Origin of the sequence: Mucilaginibacter sp. AK015 (assembly GCF_014200785.1) — a bacterium.
Taxonomy (GTDB): domain Bacteria; phylum Bacteroidota; class Bacteroidia; order Sphingobacteriales; family Sphingobacteriaceae; genus Mucilaginibacter.
Genome location: NZ_JACHCV010000001.1, coordinates 925,869 through 947,524, shown reverse-complemented (window position 1 = coordinate 947,524; position 21,656 = coordinate 925,869). Strand labels below are relative to the sequence as shown.

Below are 21,656 nucleotides of genomic sequence, written 5' to 3'. Positions count from 1 at the left end.
ACTACCTTTAAGTCAGCGTACGGCCAACCGGTTAACGCTGAAATAGTTTGCACATAATGTATCAATGCTGCCTTAATTTGCGTAAAAGCCACGGTTGATAATATATCTGAACTTTTTAATAAAGAAATGGCGGCCCTTTTTTAATATTGCAGATATGATACAACAGGCGCTTCCGGGATATAATAACGCCAGGATGGGGCAGTTAAGGCGCAATCACAGCGCTATATAATAATATTATTATAAGATAGATAGGGTTTTCAAACTAAATGGATAGCATAAACATTAAGAAATTAGCCGAGGCCTTAAATTTATCTACATCTACAATTTCCAGAGCGTTCCGAGACAACAAGGAGATTAGTGTAAGTACAAAGGAACGCATCCTATTAAAAGCTAAGGAGCTAAATTACCAGCCTAATCACTACGCCAGTAACTTACGTGAGCAAAAAAGTAAAACCATCGCGGTTATTGTTCCCGAATTGGCTAATAACTACTTTTCGCAGGCCATTCATGGTATCGAAAGGATTGCCCGGGCAAACGGGTATCATATTTTGATCTACGTGACTGATGACGATTATAAAAAGGAAGTCAATTTTATCCGCCACCTGCATAATGGCCGGGCCGATGGCATTATTATGTCGGTTTCCGGAGAGGCGAATGACCACAATTACCTGAACGATTTTGGCGATAAAAGACTGCCATTGGTGTTTTTCGACAGGATATATGAAGATATTGAAACGCCACGTGTAATTACCAATGATTACGACAGCAGCTTTTCGGCAACCGAGCATTTAATACAGCAGGGATGTAAGCGTATTGCCTATTTAGTGGTAAACAAAAGTTTATCTATTGGTAAAACGCGTATGCAGGGCTATATTAATGCGCTGCAAAAACACCACATAGCGTTTAACGAAGACCTTGTAATTGATTGCAGTAACGATTATGAAGAAAATAGCCGCATTATTAAAAATGCTTTAATCCAGTTTAAGCCCGATGGTATATTCGCCTCCGTGGAGCGTCTTGCATTTGCCACTTATTATGCCTGCCAGGACCTGAACATTAAGATCCCTGATGACGTAAAGGTGATCAGCTTCTCGAGCCTTGAGATAGCCCCCCTGCTTAATCCTTCGTTAACAACTATTACCCAACCCGCAAGTGAGATAGGGATGGAGGCCGCTCAAATGTTGTTCAGGATATTGAACGCCGAAACCGGGAAAAATAGCACCCGCGAACTGGTTCTTCAGTCAAAAATTATCGAGCGCAGATCCACCGCGTTGTCGTCAAAAACAACCTGAAAAAAGCGGTAAATTCTTCCAATTTTTTTGAGTTTTTTCAAATTTTCCCAGGAGTCTTTTTCGTGAATTTTTTTGACCACTTAGTGTAAAACACGCAGAATTTAGCCAAAATTTCGGGAACGTTCCCGAAAAAAGGCTCAGAATTTCAGTCCAATTTCGGGAACGTTCCCGAAAAATGTGTTTGAAATGTACTTAGTGTAAATTATACGTTAATATAACAGTAATATAATTTATATATAACTGATAATAAGTTATTTAAATGATAAAACTTGATAACTCAGGCCTCTTTTTTATATCGCTTTTTACCAGCAAACCCTTAAAGGTGGTGGCTTGAAAAAATTATTTTTTAAATAAATTTTGAAATATAATTTACCGCCGTAAATTAAGCCTTCGTGTAAATCACAAAATTTCAAACCAATTTTTATACTTAACCAAGTAACCACATGAAAGTATTTTACCTGCTAAAACAGGGGCTTTTAATGCTACTTATTTTTGCGGCATTAACAGTACAAGCACAAACCGGATCCGTGTCTGGAAAAGTGCTTGATGAAACCGGTCAGCCCTTACCCGGGGCCACCATTTTAATAAAAGGAACAACCAGGAGCATCGCAACCGATGTGAACGGTAATTTCACCTTTACCAACGTTTCGGGAGGTTCTGTTACCTTATCCGCAAGCTTTGTTGGTTTTACAACTTTAGATAAAACCGTGAGTGTTGCCGGTAACACTACCGTTAATTTTCAGTTGGTGCCTGATGCCCAAAAACTAAACGAAGTTGTAGTAATTGGTTACGGTAGTGCCGAAAAGAAAAACCTTACGGGCTCTATCACTACGGTATCTTCAAAAGATTTCCAGAAAGGTACCATCACCACCCCTGAGCAATTGATACAGGGTAAGGTAGCCGGCGTAAACATTGTATCAAACAGTGGCGCGCCTGGGTCGGGTAGTGTTATCCGTATCCGCGGTGGGGCGTCTTTAAACGCCAGTAACGACCCACTGATCGTTGTTGATGGTGTGCCATTTAGCGGTAATTCAATTGGCAACGCGCCAAGCCCGCTATCATTAATTAATCCGAACGATATCGAAACCTTTACTGTTCTAAAGGATGCCAATGCCACTGCTATTTACGGTTCAAGAGCGTCAAACGGGGTAGTGCTTATTACTACTAAAAAAGCCGGTTCGGGTGCCGCAGTTATTAATTTCAGCACAAATAATTCTATTGCTACCGTTGCCCGAAAAGTAAATGTGCTTTCGGCGGGGCAAATCAGGGATTATGTAAATAATCAGCCAAACGCCACTTATAACGATGGTAAAAAATACAGCGACCTGTTGGGTTCATCTAATACCGATTGGCAAGACGAAATTTACCAGCCGGCATTTTCAACAGATAACAACTTAAGTGTGGCAGGTTCTGTTAAAGGCATACCATACCGTGTATCTTTTGGGTATTTGAACCAGGAAGGTGTGCTGATAACCAGCAAACTGAGAAGGGGAACAGGTGCTATTACATTGTCTCCTAAATTTTTTACTAATCACTTAAAGGTTGACCTGAGTGTGAAAGGGTCGCTAAGCAGTTCGCAATATCCTAATGATAATGCGATAGGTAACGCTATCCAGTTTGACCCAACCCAGCCTGTGAATGCCGATAACGCATTTGGTAATTACTACGAATGGATTGCAGGAGCTGTACCTAACCCTAACGCGCCGCGTAACCCTGTTGGTTTAATAAAACTGCAAAACAACCATGGTAATGCGCAAAGGAGCTTTGGCAATGCCAGGTTAGATTATTCTTTCCATTTCCTGCCAGAATTGCATGCTAACTTAAACGTGGGTTACGATATTTCTAAAGGATACGGCGGAACATTTATTCCGGAATATGCTGCCCAAAGCTATTCAACAAAAGGATCATCAACAAAAAGGAAAAATACCGAGACCAATAAATTTTCGGAGTTTTACCTGAACTATGCGCATGATGTTGCCAGCATAAAAAGCCGTTTTGACGTAACCGCCGGTTACGGGTATTATGATGATGCAACCACCGATTTTTATTATAGCTCTTACAATGCCTTAGGTGATGTTTTAACCACACCGGTTTTCCCGTTTGCTGTACAGCAGAATAAATTATTATCGTACTACGGCAGGTTTACCTATACGTATAACGATAAGTATATATTACAGGGTACCATGCGTGCTGATGCTTCGTCAAAATTCTCGGCTGATAACCGTTGGGGTTACTTCCCATCGGTTGGTTTCACCTGGAGGGCCATCAGCGAGGATTTTCTGAAAGATAGTAAAGTTCTCTCTGATCTTAAATTAAGGTTAAGCTACGGTGAAACCGGTAACAAGGACGGTATAGGCAACTATGATTACCTGTCAAAATACTATGCTAACACTAACCAGGGCCAGTACCAAATAGGCGATGAGTTTTATAACTATTACAGCCCTGCCGCTTACGACCCTGATTTGCGTTGGGAAACTACCACCACCTACAATGCCGGTTTAGATTACGGTATTTTAGACGGAAAACTGTACGGAAGTGTTGATGTGTATTATAAAAAAACCAAAGATCTTTTAAGCACTATTAACATACCGGTGGGTATAAACTTCAGCAACCTGTTAACAACAAACGTTGGTAATATGGAGGTAAGGGGTGTAGAAGGAAGTTTGAACTATGTAGCTATCCGAAACAAGGATATTACCTGGAACTTAGGATTTAACATTGCTTATAATAAACGAAAAGTAACCAACCTTACGTTGAACCCCGATCCGGGATCAAAAGTAGGAGCGGGCGATATTGCCGGTGGTACAGGTGTTACGCTTAAATACAACGCTGTTAACCAGGTACCGGGTTCATTCTTTGTGTACCAACAAGTTTACGACGACAATGGCAAGCCGCTTGAAGGCGTTTATGTCGACCGCGATAACAATGGTGTGATCAACACCGCCGATCAGTATTTTTATAAAGCACCAGACCCCAATATTACCATGGGCTTTAATACAGCCTTTACCTATAAAAAATGGACAGTTAGCACCGTGCTGAGGGCCAATTTAGGTAATTACGTTTATGATAACGTTTCGTCGAACTTTGGTATCCGCTCAAATATTTTAAGCCCAAGCGGTTTAATAAATAACGCAGGCACAGATATCCTGTTCACTAACTTCCAAAACAACCAGTACATGAGCGATTATTATGTAAAAAACGCGTCGTTCTTAAAAATGGATAATTTTGGTGTATCGTACGATTTTGGAAGGATCATTAAATCGAGCAAAACAAACTTTAGAGTATCGGCCAATTGCCAGAACGTTTTTGTGGTGAGCAATTATAAAGGGCTTGATCCTGAACTGGTATCTGGTATCGATTACAATTTATACCCAAGGCCGCGTACATTCACTTTAGGTTTAAATGTTAGTTTTTAATAACAATAACAATGAGAAATTTATATAAAACAATGTTGGCATCGGTTATTTTACTGCTGTCGATAAATTCATGTAAAAAGGGCGATCTTGACCTGAAGCCCACTAATGACGTAACCGCATCAACGGTATACGCCACTCCGGCCGGCTATAAACAAGCCCTGGTTAAATTATACGCTACTTACGGTTTAACAGGCCCTTCGGGAGCCGACGGAAGTGATGTGGGCGGATTAAACTCAGGCTTCGCCGATTTTTTAAGGTTATTCTGGATGCTGCAGGAATTAACTACCGATGAGGCTGTTTGTTCATGGGGCGATACAGGTATCCCTGAGCTTGATAATTCTACCTGGTCGCTTGATAACCAGTTTATCCGCGGTTTGTATTCGCGCAGTATCCTGCAGATCACTTTCTGCAACGAGTTCCTTCGCGAAAGCACTCCTGAAAAACTGACAAGCCGCAATATAACCGGCGCTGATGCTGCAGATGTTCAGCGCTACCGTGCCGAAGCGCGTTTTTTACGCGCTTACCAGTACTGGGTGCTTTTAGATGCTTTTGGCAACCCGCCGTTTGTAACAGAAAAAGACGAGATCGGTAAAAATCCGCCAAAGCAAACTACAAGAGCAGAGTTATTTAAATACGTTGAATCGGAACTGACCGCCATTGAAGGTGACCTTGCCGAGCCACGCGCAAATGAATATGGCCGCGCTGATAAAGGTGCTGACTGGGCATTGCTGGCACGATTATATCTGAATGCTGAAGTATATACCGGCACGGCAAAATATACCGAAGCTATCAAATATGCAAGTAAGGTGATAAACAGCGGATATGAACTGAAGCAAAACTACAAAGACCTGTTTTTAACAGATAATAACGTAAATAATAAAGAAAACATCCTGACCATTAATTACGATGGAGTTAAGGGCACAAACAACGGCGGTACTACTTACCTTATTAACGCCGCTATTAACGCAGATATGAACCCAGCATCGTTTGGTGTACCTTCTGGCGGCTGGGGCGGTAACAGAACGCGCCAGAACCTCCCTGCGTTATTCCCTGACCCTAATGGCAACAAGGATAAACGCGGCTCATTCTTCGGCGCTAAAGCCGAAGTTGATGACATCGCTACATTTACCGATGGCTTACGCGTTACCAAATTCAAAAACATTTCTTCAACCGGTGTTACTGCTCCTTCATTAGGCGGCACCTACGCCTCGCTTGATTTTGCCATATTCCGTTTGGCTGAGCAATATCTTATTTACGGAGAGGCTGTTGCACGCGGTGGCAGCGGCGGTACCGCAGCGCAAGCGTTGATCTACGTAAACCAATTACGCCAACGCGCCTATGGCGATGCATCGGGCAACGTTTCCTTGTCGGCCTTGACAAAAGATTTCTACCTGGATGAGCGCGGACGCGAATTGTACTGGGAAGGCCACCGCCGTACCGACCTGGTAAGATATGGCAAGTTTACAGGTTCAAGCTACCTGTGGCCATATAAAGGCGGCACCAAATCGGGCACCAGTGTTCCGGAATATAGGAATTTATATCCGATCCCAGCTGCCGACCTGATCGCCAATCCAAATCTGGTTCAAAACAAAGGCTATTAATCTTAACATAAAAAAGATGAAATCAATATTTTTTAAATCGTTCCTGATTGGGTTAATGACCATTTCGCTTTGGTCATGCAAAAAGGAAGAAACACGTGTTGTAGCCGGGGTGAGTCCGGCAGGCGCACTTACCGCATCAACCACTGATGTGGCATTAAACCAGGCTAACGGAGCTAAAGAAGCATTTACCATATCTTTCCCTAAGCCAACAGTTACAGGGTACCAGGTGCCGGTAACATCTACTTTACAAATTGATATTAAAGGCAACAATTTTGCCAAAGCTAAAGAGATGGTTGTTACTACGGGCACCTATTCGCCAACAGTTAACCAGTTTAACGCCATGCTGCTGGCGCTGGGTGCCCAGATAGGCAGCCCGACCGAAGTTGAAGTAAGGCTTAAATCTGGCGCTGCCGCAAATGCCATAACGTATTCAAACGTCATTACTTTGCATGCTACCCCTTTCCAGGCAACCTCGTGGATATACGTTCCGGGAGCGTACCAGGGATGGGACCCGAAAACAGCTGACAGCTTAGTTTCGGCCACAAGTAACGGAATTTATACAGGCGTTATTGCTTATACCGCAGGTAATCTGGAGTTTAAAGTTACCCCTGCGAAAGCATGGGATGTAGCCTACGGCGATGCCGGCGGCGGCACCATCAGCACTTCGGGCGGTAATTTCAATGCAGGTACCGAAGGCTTAAAGCAGTTAACGGTTGATGTAAATGCTAAAACATGGACGATTGCCGATGTTAAAAGTTGGGGCATTATTGGTGATGCCACCCCGGGAGGCTGGGATAATGATACCGACATGAAGTTTGTGAATGACGGAAAAGGTACATGGAAAATCACCCTCGACTTAAAAGCAGGCGCAATAAAATTCAGACAGGACAATAAGTGGGATGTTAACCTTGGCGGCAGTAATGGCACATTAACGCCGGGTGGCGATAATATAGCAGTTTCAACTGCCGGTAATTATACGGTTACTTTAAACGTTACCGAGAACACCTACACAATTGTTAAAAATTAATTTGAACATTACAGTCCTGCTAAACTCGTCTTTGGCAGGACTGTGATTTTTAACTTAGCTGCCTATAAACCTGCAGCTGTTAAAACCCCACGGGTTGGGTACATAAATTACCTGAAATGATTGAAATTGAGTAATTTGTACCAGCATTTATTAATTAAATAGACCCGGTATAATTGTATAAGTTAGCTGTCGTTAGCTAAAAATATCTATCATGAAAAAACTTTTCCTCCTGTTAACCGCCCTTATTACCAGTTTAAATATTTTCGCCCAAAAGCTGGAACGTATCGAGCCAATGTTTTGGTTTACCGGGATGCATAACCCTAAGCTGCAATTATTGGTGCATGGCCAAAACATTGCCTCCAACGCAGTGTCGTTAAATTACCCCGGTGTTAAGTTGGTTAAGGTAAACAAGGTCGAAAATCCCAACTACCTGTTTTTAGATCTGGCAATATCGCCGTCGGCTAAGGCAGGAAAGTTTCCTATAAACTTTGTAGCGGCCGGTAAAAAGCAAACCTACATCTACGAGTTAAGGAACCGTGATAAAAGCCCTAACCGGATACAAGGCGTAACTAATAAAGATTTTATTTACCTGTTGATGCCTGATCGGTTTTCAAACGGAGATAAAAACAATGATGTGGTGGCCGGTTTAACTGAGACGGGGTTACACCGCGATAGCATGTACTCGCGCCATGGCGGCGATATACAAGGTGTAATGAATCATCTTGATTACTTGAAAGACCTGGGTGTAACAACCATTTGGATGACACCGGAGGTGGAGAACGATATGCCAATGGCATCGTATCATGGCTATGCTGTAACCGATCACTACAAGATAGATCCGCGTTACGGCACCAACGAGCTTTATAAAAAATATGTTGAAGCGTGCCATGCAAAAGGGTTGAAGGTGATAAAGGACGTTGTGCACAACCATATAGGCACCGGGCATTGGTTTTATAAAGATATGCCCATGAAATCGTGGGTAAACCAGTGGCCAAAGTTCACAAACTCCAGCTACCGCGACCAAACCGTAATGGACCCGCACGCATCAGCTGCCGATCGTAAGCAAATGATCGACGGTTGGTTTGTTCCGTCTATGCCGGATATGAACCAAAGGAACCCGTATGTTCAGAACTACCTTACACAAAACCACATCTGGTGGATTGAATACGCAGGTATTGATGGGCTTCGCCTGGATACATACCCATATAATGACCCCGTTTACATGGCCGACTGGGCTATTAAGCTAAAAGCCGAGTTCCCGCACCTTTCTGTATTTGGCGAAACTTTAGTTACCGCTGCGGCTAACCAGGCCTTTTTTACTGGCGGCAACACGGTTAACAGGGGCTTCGATACCCATTTACAGGGCGTAACAGACGCGGTTTTAAAAGACGCGATATACGAAGGATTGAATGGAAAGAGCGGTTGGATAGACGGTGTAAACCGTATATACGCTACTCTTGCCCACGACTTTTTATATAAAGATCCAAACACCAATTGCATTTTTTTGGATAACCATGATATGAGCCGTTTTTACTCGATGGTGAACGAAGATTTTAGCAAGTATAAAGAGGGGATGACGCTTTTACTAACTATGCGTGGTGTACCCGAGATGTATTATGGTACCGAGATTTTAATGAAAAACTATTCGAACCCCGATGGTTTGGTACGGTCGGATTTCCCGGGCGGCTGGGAAGGTGACAAGAAAAATAAATTTGTTGCAGATGGCCGTACAGATAAAGAGAACGAGGCCTTTAACTTTGTAAAGAAACTGGCAAACTATCGTAAAACCAGTCCTGCGCTGCAAACAGGTAAACTGATGCAATACGTACCGCAGAACGATCTGTACGTATATTTCCGCTATAATACAGCCGCCAAAGGAACGGTTATGGTGATCTTAAATGCAACAGATGATGACAAGAATTTAGCCACCGACAGATTTAGCGAGCGCATAAAGGAATGTACATCGGCCAAAAATATCGTTACTAACGAGACCATAGCATTAAAAGAAATAAAAGTGCCTGCGAAAACGGCGATGGTACTTGAATTGAATTAAAGATTTTCGCGGACTGAGGAACCAAATATAAAATGCAGCATACAGTTAACCCAACAAACACAGCAGCCGGTATTAAAGCTTGTCTTTTTGATCTGGATGGTGTGTTGGTAGATACCGCAGTTTATCATTACAAAGCATGGAAACGCCTGGCGAACTCCCTCGGTTTTGATTTTACTGAAGAACAAAATGAACACCTTAAGGGCATCAGCAGGGCAGAGAGCCTTAATAGGATATTAGCATGGGGGAATGTAAAAAAATCGGAAGCCGAGAAACTGGAACTGGCCACCCTGAAAAATAACTGGTACGTAGATATGATCAGCCATATGACACCTGCTGAGGTATTGGCCGGCACAGTGGATTTTTTAACATCTGTACGCAAAGACGGCTACCTGGTGGCTTTAGGATCTGCCAGTAAAAACTCTGGGATCATACTCGAGAAGACTAACCTTGCCCATTTTTTTGACGCCATAGTTGACGGTAACCTGGTATCTGCCTCAAAACCTGATCCTGAAGTGTTTTTAAAGGGTGCAGAACTGTTAGGTGTGGCGCCAAATCAGTGTGTTGTTTTTGAAGATGCGGTTGCAGGTATCGAAGCTGCGAAGAGGGGCGGCATGAAAGCTATTGGTATTGGAAATAAAAACGTGCTCACCGGTGCTGATATGGTGGTGAGCGGCTTGGACAAATTAACATCACAAGATTTAAAGCGATTGTAGCCAAAAAAAGAAGGCAATCATCAACTAATTGATATACTTGTGTGAAAAAGGTAAACGCATTAGCCGATACCTCTATCAATCAACACAGTACGAATACAACATGAAGAACTATATTAAGCCACACGAGTGGAATATAATTGAAGAGGGCTTTGATCCGCATCTGAACAAAATATCAGAAAGTATTTTCAGTTTGGGTAATGGCCGTATGGGCCAGCGCGCCAATTTTGAGGAAACTTATACGGGTGAAACGCTCCCCGGAAATTACGTGGCAGGTATTTACTATCCCGATAAAACGCGTGTCGGCTGGTGGAAAAACGGGTACCCTGAATATTTTGCAAAGGTGCTTAACGCGGCAAACTGGGTAGGCATCGAGGTAAAGATAGACGATGAAATACTTGACCTGGCCACTTGCAGCGTTACAGATTTTAAACGTGTTTTAAATATGCATGCGGGCTATTTGGAACGCTCCTTTACTGCTACGCTAAAAAGCGGGAAAACACTAAAGGTAACATCAACGCGCTTTTGCAGCATTGTTGACGATGAGGTGGGCGCCATCCGGTATTCCATTACCCCGCTGAATTTTGATGGTAAATTAACCTTACTGCCCTTTATTGACGGTGATGTAAAGAATCAAGATAGCAACTACGATGAAAAGTTTTGGGAAGCTGTAAATGATAAAATCAGCGGCACCGAAGCGTTTTTAACACTACGCACCAAAAAAACCGGATTCGAAGTTTGCACAGGAAGCAGCATCGAAGTTTACCGTAACGGCACAAGTCAGGATATTGCGCCAGAGCATATAATTAAAGAAAAATACGTAGGGCATCAATTTACGTTAAATGTAAGCGCCGGGGAAGAGATAACGCTGGTGAAGATCGCCGCCAATCTTTCATCAGAAAACCATACCAAAGCAGATATTTTACAGCAAACGCAGTCTGTGGTTAAAGCGGCGGCCCAAAAAGGCTTTGATGTGCTTTTGCAGCAGCAGGCAGAAGCATGGGCGGTTAAATGGGAGGAAAGCGATATTGTTATTGAGGGCGACGTTGCAGCGCAGCAGGCCATCCGTTTTAATATTTTCCAGCTTTTTCAAACGTACACGGGTAAGGATAGCCGGCTGAATATAGGTCCAAAAGGCTTTACCGGCGAAAAATACGGCGGCTCTACCTACTGGGATACCGAGGCATACTGCGTGCCATTTTACCTGGCTACTGCGCCTCAGCAGGTGAGCAAAAACCTTTTAATATATCGGTATAAACAATTGGATAAAGCGATTGAGAACGCTGCCAAACTTGGTTTTGATAAGGGCGCTGCCCTATACCCGATGGTTACCATTAATGGCGAAGAGTGCCACAACGAATGGGAAATTACATTTGAAGAGATACACCGCAACGGGGCAATAGCTTACGCTATTTTTAACTACATACGTTACACCGGCGACGACAGCTATTTATACGATTACGGCCTGGAAGTATTGGTTGGCATAGCCCGTTTTTGGCAGCAACGTGTAAACTGGAGCGATGCTAAACAGCAGTATGTGATTTTAGGTGTGACCGGGCCTAACGAGTACGAAAACAATGTAAACAATAACTGGTACACTAATTTGTTGGCCGCCTGGTGCATGAAATATGCTACTGAAGCCGCCGGAATTGTTGAAGCAGCGCAACCGGAAAAATATCAGGCGCTGATAAATAAATTAAGCCTGGGCGAAAACGAATTTAACGACTGGACTCAAATTATTGATAAAATGTATTACCCTGTTGACACTGAAAAAGGAATATTCCTGCAGCAGGACGGGTATTTGGATAAGGAACAAATACTGGTGAAGGATTTGCCTGTCAGCCAGCGGCCTATCAATCAAAAGTGGAGTTGGGATAGGATCCTGAGGTCGTGCTATATTAAGCAGGCGGATGTATTGCAGGGGCTGTATTTTTTTGAGGATGATTACGACACCGAAACTATCAAGCGCAATTTTGATTTTTATGAACCGCGTACCGTTCATGAAAGCTCACTATCTCCCTGTGTGCACAGTATACTGGCGGCCCGCTTAAATGATGAAGCACGTGCATATGAGTTTTATTTACGCACCGCCCGCCTTGATTTGGATGATTATAACAACGATACCGAAGACGGCCTGCATATAACCTCAATGGCCGGAACCTGGATGAGTGTGGTAGAAGGTTTTGCCGGGATGCGCGTACGTGATGGCAAGCTGCAGTTTAATCCGTTTTTACCCGGGAAGTGGCAGTCGTTCTCGTTTACTATAGGTTTCAGGGGTACTGTATTAAATGTTAAAATAACCGAAAGTGAGATCAGCATAAAAAACAACACTGCTATCAACCTTGAAATAACGGTAAAGAACCAGCAATTTACATTGGCCGGCCACAGCCTGTTAGAAGCAACTTACAAGGAATTGGCATGATAAACAAGTATGAAAACAATTACGGAATGAATAAACGCCAAAGCTTAATAGCGGAGGCGGCATTCTGCAAAGTAACCCGCGGGATTACTACCACCGTGCGGCGCTTAGATTGTTTTTTAGTTATCATATTGCTGGTGTCGTTTTCAGCCATCGGCCGGTCACAAACTACGGCACCGCCTAAACAAAAGGTGGTAATATACCAGTTGTTGCCACGGTTGTTTGGCAATAAAAAAACGGCGAATGTTCCATACGGTACCATTAGTCAAAATGGTTGTGGGAAGTTTAACGACATTACCGGCCGCGCGCTGGACGGTTTAAAAGAACTTCGTGTTAACTACGTATGGTATACTGGTGTACTGGCTCATGCAAGCCTCACCGATTACAGTGCATACGGTATCAAGGTAAACGATGCAGATGTGGTTAAAGGCCGCGCTGGATCGCCATATGCCATTCGCGATTATTACGACGTTGACCCTGACCTGGCGGTTAATGTGAAAAACCGGATGAAGGAGTTTGAAGCGCTGATAAAACGCACACACGCCAAAAACTTAAAAGTATTGATTGATTTTGTCCCTAATCACGTTGCGCGCGAATATCATTCATACGCAAAACCGGCTTCCGTGACAGATTTTGGTGCAGGGGATGACCTCACTAAGAGTTTTAGTGCAAAAAACGATTTTTACTATTTGCCCGGCCAGGCCTTCACAGTGCCTTACGGCAATCGCCACCAAAATCCTATCTCAAGCTTGCAAGATGGCAAGTTCAACGAAAGTCCCGCCAAAGTAACCGGCAATAATGTTTTTAATGCGCAGCCTAAGATTGATGACTGGTACGAAACCATAAAACTGAATTACGGGGTTGATTATCAAAATGGAGAGAAAAAATATTTCGACCCCATTCCGCAGGTATGGCTGAAAATGCGTGATATTCTAAATTATTGGGCAAACAAAGGCGTTGATGGTTTCCGTTGTGACGTAGCCGAAATGGTACCGGTTGAGTTTTGGAGCTGGGTTATCCCGCACGTGAAAAAAACGCACCCTTCTTTAATATTTATAGGTGAAGCTTACAACCCCGCAGCCTACCAGCAATATTTAACAACAGGTAAGTTTGACTATTTATATGATAAAGTGGGCCTTTACGATGGCCTTAAACGGTTGATCAAAAACGAGCCAACGGCAGATGTTAAAGATATCAGGCAGTCGTTACAGGATCAAACCGACCATCTGGGCAACCATATGCTCCGCTTTCTCGAGAATCATGATGAAGAACGTATTGCATCGGCAGGGTTTGCCGGCCTGGCCGAACTGGCTTTACCGGCAATGGTAGTTTCGGCAACGTTGAGCGGCGGCCCCGTGATGCTGTATTTTGGCCAGGAAGTAGGGGAGCCTGGTAAAGGAATTGAAGGGTTTGGCGGCGAAGATAACCGTACTACAATATTTGATTATTGGGGTGTGCCTAATCATCAGCAATGGATGAATAATGGCGCTTTTGACGGTAAACACTTGAGCGCGGCCGGGCGAACCCTCAGGGCTTATTATAAACGGCTGCTCAAAATTGCCACACAAAGCAACGCAATTGTTAGAGGTAAAGTTTGCGAAGTGCCTATAAACTCCGGCGCAGATAACCGCATGTTCGCCTTTATCCGTTATACGGCAAAACAGCGTTTGCTTATCGTGGCCAATTTTGACCGCGCGCATACACTTGATACAGCTATTGAAATCCCGGCGGATATATTGAAACTGAAACCAACCGCAGCAGCTGTTGATCTGTTAACAGGTAAACAATTAAATCCTGTAAAAGGCGCGGGCATTGCAATCAAAGTGAAACCGGTATCGGCACAGATCATAGCATTTTAAACGCCGAAGGCGACAAGAAATAAACCAGAGAAGATGACCCTAAAGAGTGTATTTGAAAACCCCAAATTAACCATTACGCAGATCATTAATATGAGTGTGGGTTTCTTTGGCATCCAGTTTGGCTGGGATTTGCAGCGTGCTAATATGGCACGTATCTATGAAAATCTGGGTGCCAACCCGGACCAGGTTCCCCTGCTTTTTTTGGCAGCGCCGTTAACAGGTCTGCTGGTACAGCCTGTCATCGGTTACTTAAGCGACCGTACCTGGCACCCTACATGGGGCCGCAGAAGGCCTTACTTTTTTGTAGGAGCGCTTGTGAGCAGCATCGCCCTGATATTTATGCCGCATAGCAGCGCTTTGTGGATGGCAGCCGGTTTGCTTTGGGTACTTGATGTTTTCGGCAATATAACTATGGAACCTTTCCGTGCTTTTGTTACCGATAAGCTGCCCGATAGCCAGGTTAATCGCGGTTTTATTATGCAAAGCATGATGATTGGTTTGGGGGGCAGCATAGCGTCGTCGTTACCATGGTTAATGAACAATGTTTTCCATTTAACAAACACAGCCGAAAAAGGGAACATTCCTGAAAATGTAAAGCTATCTTTTTACATCGGAGCGTTTTTCTTTTTAGCATCGGTTTTATGGACCATTTTTACAAGTAAGGAATACCCGCCACAAGACGCGGATATAAACAAAGCAAAAAACAAAGCTGGCTTGGGCGGGGGTATAAAAGAAATTTTTGGCGCGCTGACTAATATGCCCCGCCGGATGAAAATAGTATCGCTTATTCAGTTTTTTACCTGGCCGGGCTTGTTTTTATTGTGGTTTTATTACACCACAGCAGTAGCAGTTAACGTTTTCGGCGGTAAGGATGCAAGCGACCCGGTGTATGCTGCCGGTGCCGATTTTGGCAGTTTAACTCTTGCTTATTACAGTGTGGTAACATTTTTATTTGCCCTTATTTTGCCCAAAATAGCCGATTTGCTGGGCCGCAAGGCAACACATGCCTTATGCCTTGCTTGCGGCGCTTTGGGTATCATTAGCGTAGCATGGGTTCATGATAAGAACATGCTTTTTTTATGCATGACGGGCGTTGGCATTGCCTGGGCCAGTATACTTTCTATGCCGTATGCCATGTTAAGCGGATCGTTACCTAAAGATAAAATAGGTGTTTATATGGGCATTTTTAATTTTTTTATTGTTTTACCCGAGATAATTGCTTCGTTAGGGTTTGGGTGGCTCATGAAAAACATTTTAAATAACGACAGGATCCTTGCGGTTCAACTTGGCGGGGTATTAATGATACTGGCAGCAGTATTATGTTATATACTGATAAAGGAGCCGAAAAACACCGACACGGTGCTCACTTCAAAACTTGAGATCGAAGAAAACAGATCGCTTTAACACATAATTGATTATTTACAAGCCTGTTGAAACAGCGCTATGATTATAAAAACATGAAAAAAGTAATTTACATATTGCTGTTTATAACTGCTTTAGGTTCTGCCTGCAAAAAGTCGGGTATTGAAAAAGGACCGGATCCTATTGTAGATCCGCCTTCAACCAATCTTCCGGCGGGGGCAAAGGATGGAGTCGCCTTTATAAATAACGGTACTTCGGCAATAGTGACCCTGTATGCGCCCGGTAAAAAGTCGGTATCGTTGATCGGCGAATTCAATAACTGGTCTGCAACGGCAGACGCGATGGAAAAAACCAGCGACGGCAATACCTGGTGGGTACAGGTAAATAATCTGGATCCGAAAAAAGAGTATGCCTATCAGTTTTTAGTTGATGGTAAACTAAAAGTTGCCGACCCTTACTGCGAAAAAGTTCTGGACCCGGCAAACGATCCCTATATAACAGCGACTGTGTACCCAAACCTAAAAGCTTACCCAACTGGTAAAACAACCGGTATAGTAAGCGTAATGCAGGCCGACCAGGCAACCTATACCTGGAAAAACACATCGTTTAAGCGCCCGGAGAAGAATAACCTGGTGATTTACGAATTACTTATTCGCGACTTTACCAGCGAGCATACTTACGCTTCTACGCTGCAAAAGCTTGATTACCTTAGCGCCCTGGGCATAAATGCCATAGAGCTAATGCCGGTAACTGAATTTGAAGGCAACCTAAGCTGGGGATATAACCCGTCGTTTTATTTTGCACCGGATAAATATTATGGTACTAAAGTGGCGCTGCAAAATTTTATTGATGAGTGCCACGGTAAAGGCATAGCAGTAATAATGGATATGGTTTTGAACCACTCGTTTGGCCAGTCGCCCATGGTACAGCTGTATTTTGACGGCGCTAAGCCCACCGCGGAAAGCCCGTGGTTTAACGTTGACCCCAAACATCCGTTTAATGTTGGATATGATTTTAATCACGAAAGTGCGGCTACAAAATATTTCGCGAAGAACGTGATGAAATTTTGGATGCAGCAGTATCACATAGATGGGTACAGGTTCGACCTGTCGAAAGGTTTCACACAAACCGCATCAGTAGATGACGGAGGCTTTAGAAAATATGATGCCGGCAGGATAGCGATATGGAAGGATTACAACAATTATATTAAAAGCATCGATCCCAATAATTTTTACGTGATTTTGGAGCATTTTGCAGAAGAATCAGAAGAGCAGGTGTTGGCCAGCGAAGGCATGATGCTTTGGAATAATGTAAATTACAACCTGAACGAGGCTACCATGGGCTGGTTAGGCAATTCTGATTTTTCGTGGGCATTTTATGGCAGGCATGGATTTTCGGGCTCAGAGAACCTGGTAACCTACGGTGAAAGCCACGACGAAGAGCGGTTGAACTTCAAAAATATATCCTATGGTAATGCGTCGGGAAGCTACGTTATCAAAAATGATCTGGCTACATCGCTTAAACGCGAGGAACTTGCCGCAGCGTTTTTATTTAGCGTGCCCGGGCCCAAAATGGTTTGGCAGTTTGGTGAACTGGGATATGATACCAGCATCGATTTTAACGGCCGTACGGGTGATAAGCCTATTAAGTGGGAATACTATGCCGACCCCCAGCGAAAAGCGCTTTACGACGCTTACGCTAAGTTTATTAAGCTAAAAAGGAATAACGCCATATTCAGTACCACAAACTCCACTTATAACTTAGCCAATGCTGTAAAATATATTAAGCTAACTGATGCCGGTAACACCGTTGTGGTAGTGGGAAACTTTGACGTTGTGGGCCAAACCGCAAACATTGATTTTGGAAGTTCAGGTTCATGGATAGATGCTTCGGGCAACGGCAGCGTTACCTTATCGTCAAACAATTATATTGCAACACTGGCACCCGGTGAATATCATATATTCACAAAAGTGGCGCTAAAATAATATCGAGAAGGGTAGTGTAACCTCTACTGATAAGCGGGGTTACACTATCATTATTTTTTACTGTATTAACCCTTACTTAACAACCGTTCAAGTAACTCTGTAATGGCCGTTCACTTCGCTAACGGATACTGTTACACAAATGTATTTCCAATTCCGCGGTTAACACTTTATTGGCATGAGTGTAATGTACTGTCTATGTATGTTAATTATCTCCTGAATATATTTAATAGGTATTTATCTTATTGATAATATTATCCATCTTTTTATAGGTTTTATCCATTTTTAATTTTGGCACTGCCCTATACATTTACAATACCAATTGTAAAGTTTAAACCCTAATAAGCATGAACGAAAATTACGCTGCATTACAAGCCAATAAGTACTGTATTCTTACGGGCAATATACTTAGGTTATGATTGCCTGAACATCTATCATACCTGCAATGATAATGATAATATAGGCTATCATTTTAAAAAGCAGGGAAACATAACTGATATTCGGGGTGAATGATTTAGTAGTTAACAAAAATAACTGCAGGGACATACGTATGCTTATACAGCATCCCCAAAATGCTTATGCGGCGACCAATACGAACCAATTAACACGATAATATATATGAACCTAATTTTATGAAGCTAAACTTTACATACAGTGAAATACCTGCAAAAAGCAATAATCGTTATGCCGTTATGCCGGTAACGAGGCTGGCAATGCTGCTGTTGCTGATGTTGGTATTTAGTAATGCCTGGTCTCAATCAAAAATTACCGTAACGGGTAAGGTTACTGATACCCTTGGTATTAAATTACCTGGTGCCAGTATTGTTGCAGAAGGTATAAAAAATGTTGCGACATCCGCCGATGAGAACGGCCGTTTCGTTTTAGATGTAACGCCTGGAACAGTGCTCCGTATTTCTTTTGTCGGCTTCGTTTCGCAGCAGATAACCGTAACGTCCGAAACCAGATCGCTTACGATTGTTCTTAAGGAGCAGAAACTAATTACCGACGAGGTAGTTATTACAGCATTTGGTAAAAAAGAACGAAAGGAGGCTATTGTAGGCTCGGTTACTTCTGTTAAGCCTGCCGAACTTAAAATACCGGCGAGTAACCTCACCAGCGCATTAGCTGGCCAGGCTGCAGGCGTTATTGCGTACCAGCCCAGCGGGCAACCAGGACAGGACAACGCGCAGTTTTTCATAAGGGGGGTAACGACCTTTGGTTATAAACGCGACCCACTTATATTGATTGATAACGTAGAACTGTCGGCCAATGACCTTGCACGACTTAATGTTGATGATATAGCAAGTTTTTCCATCCTGAAAGATGCCAGCGCAACAGCTTTATATGGTGCGCGCGGCGCAAACGGTGTTATTTTGGTAAGCACAAAAGAGGGGAAAGAGGGGCCTGTAAATGTCAGCTTTAGATCTGAATATTCCACCTCGCAGTCAACCCAAACACTTAATTTGGTTGATCCAATACAATACATGACCTTGTATAACGAGGCATCGTTAACCCGAGACCCGCGGTTGCCGCTGCCTTTTACCCAAACTGATATTAACGGGGTTAAAGCTACGCTTGACAAAGCTCCGGGATATAACCCGTATTTGTACCCGGCGGTAGACTGGCTGGGCCTGCTGTTTAAAAAACGGGCCAGCACACAACGTAATAATCTTAATATAAGCGGCGGTGGTAAGGCCGCGCGCTATTATATAGCCGGTGCTTATAATTTGGACAACGGTGTTTTAAACGAAGATATCCGCAACAACAATAATAACAATGTTAAATTCAGGAACTATCAGTTACGCGCCAATGTTAATGTTAACGTAACGCCTACTACCGAAGTGGTTGTCAGGTTGTCCGGGCTGTTTAACGAGTATAATGGCCCCGTTACAACCGATGGTTCTTTCGCTTCTGATTTATACAATGTAGCGATACACACCAGCCCTGTACTATTTCCGGCTTATTTTGAGCCCGATGCGGCTAATGCCAACGCCCAGCATATTTTGTTTGGTAACGTAGCTACTGCAACATCAAACAATGATAACAGCGTGCTTTATAACAATCCTTATGCTAATTTATTACGGGGACATAAAAATTCGTCAGAATCGAGGATGTCTGCTCAATTTGAACTCAATCAGGACCTAAGGTTCATTACCGACGGATTGAAGTTTAAAAGCATCTTCAGCACAAACCGCTATTCGTATTTTCAGTCGCAACTTGCTTACAACCCTTTCTATTATTCAATTGATAAAACAAGCGAGGAGTATAAACTTAACTGGATAAATAATCAACCGGCAGCATCAGGCCGTTCAGGAGCAACTGAATATCTTCAGTATAACCGCAGTGAGCCTAACGCCAACACATTTATGTATCTGCAAACCGCTTTAGAATATAATAAGGCATTTGGCGACCATAACATCAGTTCAACACTTATTGGTACCGCGCAACAAACGGTATATTCAAGCGCCATTGACCCACGTACCAATACTACCACGTTACAATATTCGCTTCCTTATCGTAACCTGGGGTTGGCCGGCCGTTTAACATATTCGTATAAGAGCAAGTATTTTACCGAATTAAATTTTGGGCTAAACGGTTCCGAAAGGTTTAACGTTCAGCACAGGTATGGTTTTTTCCCAACTATCGGTGCCTCCTGGGTGGCATCAAACGAATCGTTTTGGAATGTTAGCTTTATCGACAGGCTTAAAATACGTGCCAGCTACGGTTTAGTGGGTAACGACGCTATAGGCTCACAAAGGTTTTTCTACCAATCGGACGTGTTGCTGAACGATGGTGGAAACTATGCCCAGTTTGGTATAAACAATCAATACGAACGTAAGGGGGTAGTAATACGGAATTACGAAAATCCAAACGTTACCTGGGAAACTTCACGGCAAACCAATATTGCAATAGAAGCAACGCTGTTTAGGAACTTTAATTTTATTGCAGAGTTTTACAAAAACCACCGCTATGATATTTTGCAAAGCCTTGATGGCACACGTATTCCGTCATCAGAAGGTTTAGAGGCAGGTATTAGTTCTAACCTGGGTAAAGTTAATTCGAAAGGGGTGGATCTATCGCTTGACTATAAGCAGATATTCAGCAAAGACCTGTCGGCATCAATCAGGGGCAACTTTACTTACTCAACAAATAAGTATGAATATTTGCTTGAGCCTAACTACGCTGAATCATGGAGGCATTTTATCGGCCAGCCGATAAGTCGCGGATATGGTTACATTGCCGAGCGTCTATTTGTTGACGATCAGGAAGCGCGCAATTCACCAACACAGATATTTGATGCCAGCAGCAGTTCGGCCAATTTACCACGCGGCGGTGATATTAAGTACCGGGATTTAAACAACGACGGTAAAATAGATTACCTTGACCAGGCGTTTATCGGTTACCCAACTACGCCCGAAATTGTTTATGGTTTCGGTTTCTCAACTGTTTATAAAGGGTTTGATATATCCGCCTTCTTTCAGGGGCAAGCCAGGGTATCATTCTTTATCAACCCAAATAAGGTGAGCCCTTTCATACCAAGCGACGAGGCTTACATATACGGTAATACCCAGGTGCTTTCTGATTTTGCAAACGACCACTGGTCTGAAGAAAACCAGAATCTTTACGCGCTTTACCCCAGGTTGGGTACCACGCGCAACTCGGTAACCAACAACCTGCAGCCAAGTACATGGTGGCTTAGGGATGGTAGCTTTATGAGACTTAAACAGGCCGAGATTGGCTACACACTGCCATCTCGATTATCAAAATCAATGAAGCTTAAAAGTTTGCGCATCTATTTTAATGGCTTAAACCTGTTAACCTGGAGCCCTTTCAAGATGTGGGATCCGGAACTTGGAGGGAATGGGTTTGCGTATCCGATACAAAAAGTATTTAACCTGGGTATTTTAGCCAATTTATAACGATTAAAGGTAACC

The 21,656-nt window shown here is 43.2% G+C and carries 11 protein-coding genes; all 11 read left to right on the top strand.

The genetic code is table 11. The annotated features are described in order from the left end of the window. The first annotated feature begins 266 nt into the window (after positions 1–266). The 11 genes from HDC91_RS04095 to HDC91_RS04045 all read left to right on the top strand — a co-directional run bounded on the left by HDC91_RS04095 (position 267) and on the right by HDC91_RS04045 (position 21,641). Complete coding sequence (locus tag HDC91_RS04095; RefSeq protein WP_183548679.1) at positions 267–1,292, top strand: LacI family DNA-binding transcriptional regulator; 1,026 nt, start codon at positions 267–269, stop codon at positions 1,290–1,292. A 443-nt stretch (positions 1,293–1,735) separates the two neighbouring features. Beyond that, positions 1,736–4,708 (top strand): TonB-dependent receptor, encoded by a 2,973-nt coding sequence (locus tag HDC91_RS04090; protein ID WP_183548678.1) that lies wholly within the window; start codon positions 1,736–1,738, stop codon positions 4,706–4,708. Between the two features lie 11 nt (positions 4,709–4,719). Next, on the top strand, positions 4,720–6,309 hold the full coding sequence (locus HDC91_RS04085) for a RagB/SusD family nutrient uptake outer membrane protein (RefSeq protein WP_221262099.1): 1,590 nt from the start codon (positions 4,720–4,722) through the stop codon (positions 6,307–6,309). Between the two features lie 16 nt (positions 6,310–6,325). After that, positions 6,326–7,336: a SusE domain-containing protein gene (locus HDC91_RS04080; RefSeq protein WP_183548677.1), complete on the top strand. Its 1,011-nt coding sequence runs from the start codon at positions 6,326–6,328 to the stop codon at positions 7,334–7,336. Positions 7,337–7,547: 211 nt separating this feature from the next. Next, positions 7,548–9,389, top strand: a complete 1,842-nt coding sequence (locus HDC91_RS04075; protein WP_183548675.1) for a glycoside hydrolase family 13 protein — start codon at positions 7,548–7,550, stop codon at positions 9,387–9,389. Between the two features lie 32 nt (positions 9,390–9,421). Beyond that, positions 9,422–10,102: a beta-phosphoglucomutase gene (gene pgmB / locus HDC91_RS04070; RefSeq protein WP_183548673.1), complete on the top strand. Its 681-nt coding sequence runs from the start codon at positions 9,422–9,424 to the stop codon at positions 10,100–10,102. Between the two features lie 100 nt (positions 10,103–10,202). Next, a complete protein-coding gene (locus HDC91_RS04065) occupies positions 10,203–12,521 on the top strand; it encodes a glycoside hydrolase family 65 protein (protein WP_183548671.1) in 2,319 nt (772 codons plus the stop codon). Beyond that, positions 12,518–14,377: an alpha-amylase family protein gene (locus tag HDC91_RS04060; protein WP_255476654.1), complete on the top strand. Its 1,860-nt coding sequence runs from the start codon at positions 12,518–12,520 to the stop codon at positions 14,375–14,377. Before HDC91_RS04065 ends, HDC91_RS04060 begins: the two co-directional genes overlap by 4 nt. 33 nt (positions 14,378–14,410) lie before the next feature. Next, entirely contained in the window at positions 14,411–15,781 is a 1,371-nt protein-coding gene (locus HDC91_RS04055) for an MFS transporter (RefSeq protein ID WP_183548669.1), read from the top strand. Between the two features lie 53 nt (positions 15,782–15,834). Further along, the gene (locus HDC91_RS04050) at positions 15,835–17,724 is read left to right on the top strand and encodes an alpha-amylase family glycosyl hydrolase (RefSeq protein ID WP_183548667.1); all 1,890 of its coding nucleotides are present in this window, start codon (positions 15,835–15,837) and stop codon (positions 17,722–17,724) included. A 629-nt stretch (positions 17,725–18,353) separates the two neighbouring features. Beyond that, positions 18,354–21,641: a TonB-dependent receptor gene (locus HDC91_RS04045; protein ID WP_255476653.1), complete on the top strand. Its 3,288-nt coding sequence runs from the start codon at positions 18,354–18,356 to the stop codon at positions 21,639–21,641. Positions 21,642–21,656 lie beyond the last annotated feature (15 nt).

Excerpts from the sequence above, each read along its gene's own strand:
- pgmB (WP_183548673.1), top strand. The coding sequence starts at position 9,422 with ATGCAGCATACAGTTAACCCAACAAACACAGCAGCCGGTATTAAAGCT.
- HDC91_RS04060 (WP_255476654.1), top strand. The coding sequence starts at position 12,518 with ATGATAAACAAGTATGAAAACAATTACGGAATGAATAAACGCCAAAGC.
- HDC91_RS04095 (WP_183548679.1), top strand. The coding sequence starts at position 267 with ATGGATAGCATAAACATTAAGAAATTAGCCGAGGCCTTAAATTTATCT.
- HDC91_RS04085 (WP_221262099.1), top strand. The coding sequence starts at position 4,720 with ATGAGAAATTTATATAAAACAATGTTGGCATCGGTTATTTTACTGCTG.
- HDC91_RS04055 (WP_183548669.1), top strand. The coding sequence starts at position 14,411 with ATGACCCTAAAGAGTGTATTTGAAAACCCCAAATTAACCATTACGCAG.
- HDC91_RS04050 (WP_183548667.1), top strand. The coding sequence starts at position 15,835 with ATGAAAAAAGTAATTTACATATTGCTGTTTATAACTGCTTTAGGTTCT.
- HDC91_RS04090 (WP_183548678.1), top strand. The coding sequence starts at position 1,736 with ATGAAAGTATTTTACCTGCTAAAACAGGGGCTTTTAATGCTACTTATT.
- HDC91_RS04080 (WP_183548677.1), top strand. The coding sequence starts at position 6,326 with ATGAAATCAATATTTTTTAAATCGTTCCTGATTGGGTTAATGACCATT.
- HDC91_RS04075 (WP_183548675.1), top strand. The coding sequence starts at position 7,548 with ATGAAAAAACTTTTCCTCCTGTTAACCGCCCTTATTACCAGTTTAAAT.
- HDC91_RS04045 (WP_255476653.1), top strand. The coding sequence starts at position 18,354 with ATGAAGCTAAACTTTACATACAGTGAAATACCTGCAAAAAGCAATAAT.
- HDC91_RS04065 (WP_183548671.1), top strand. The coding sequence starts at position 10,203 with ATGAAGAACTATATTAAGCCACACGAGTGGAATATAATTGAAGAGGGC.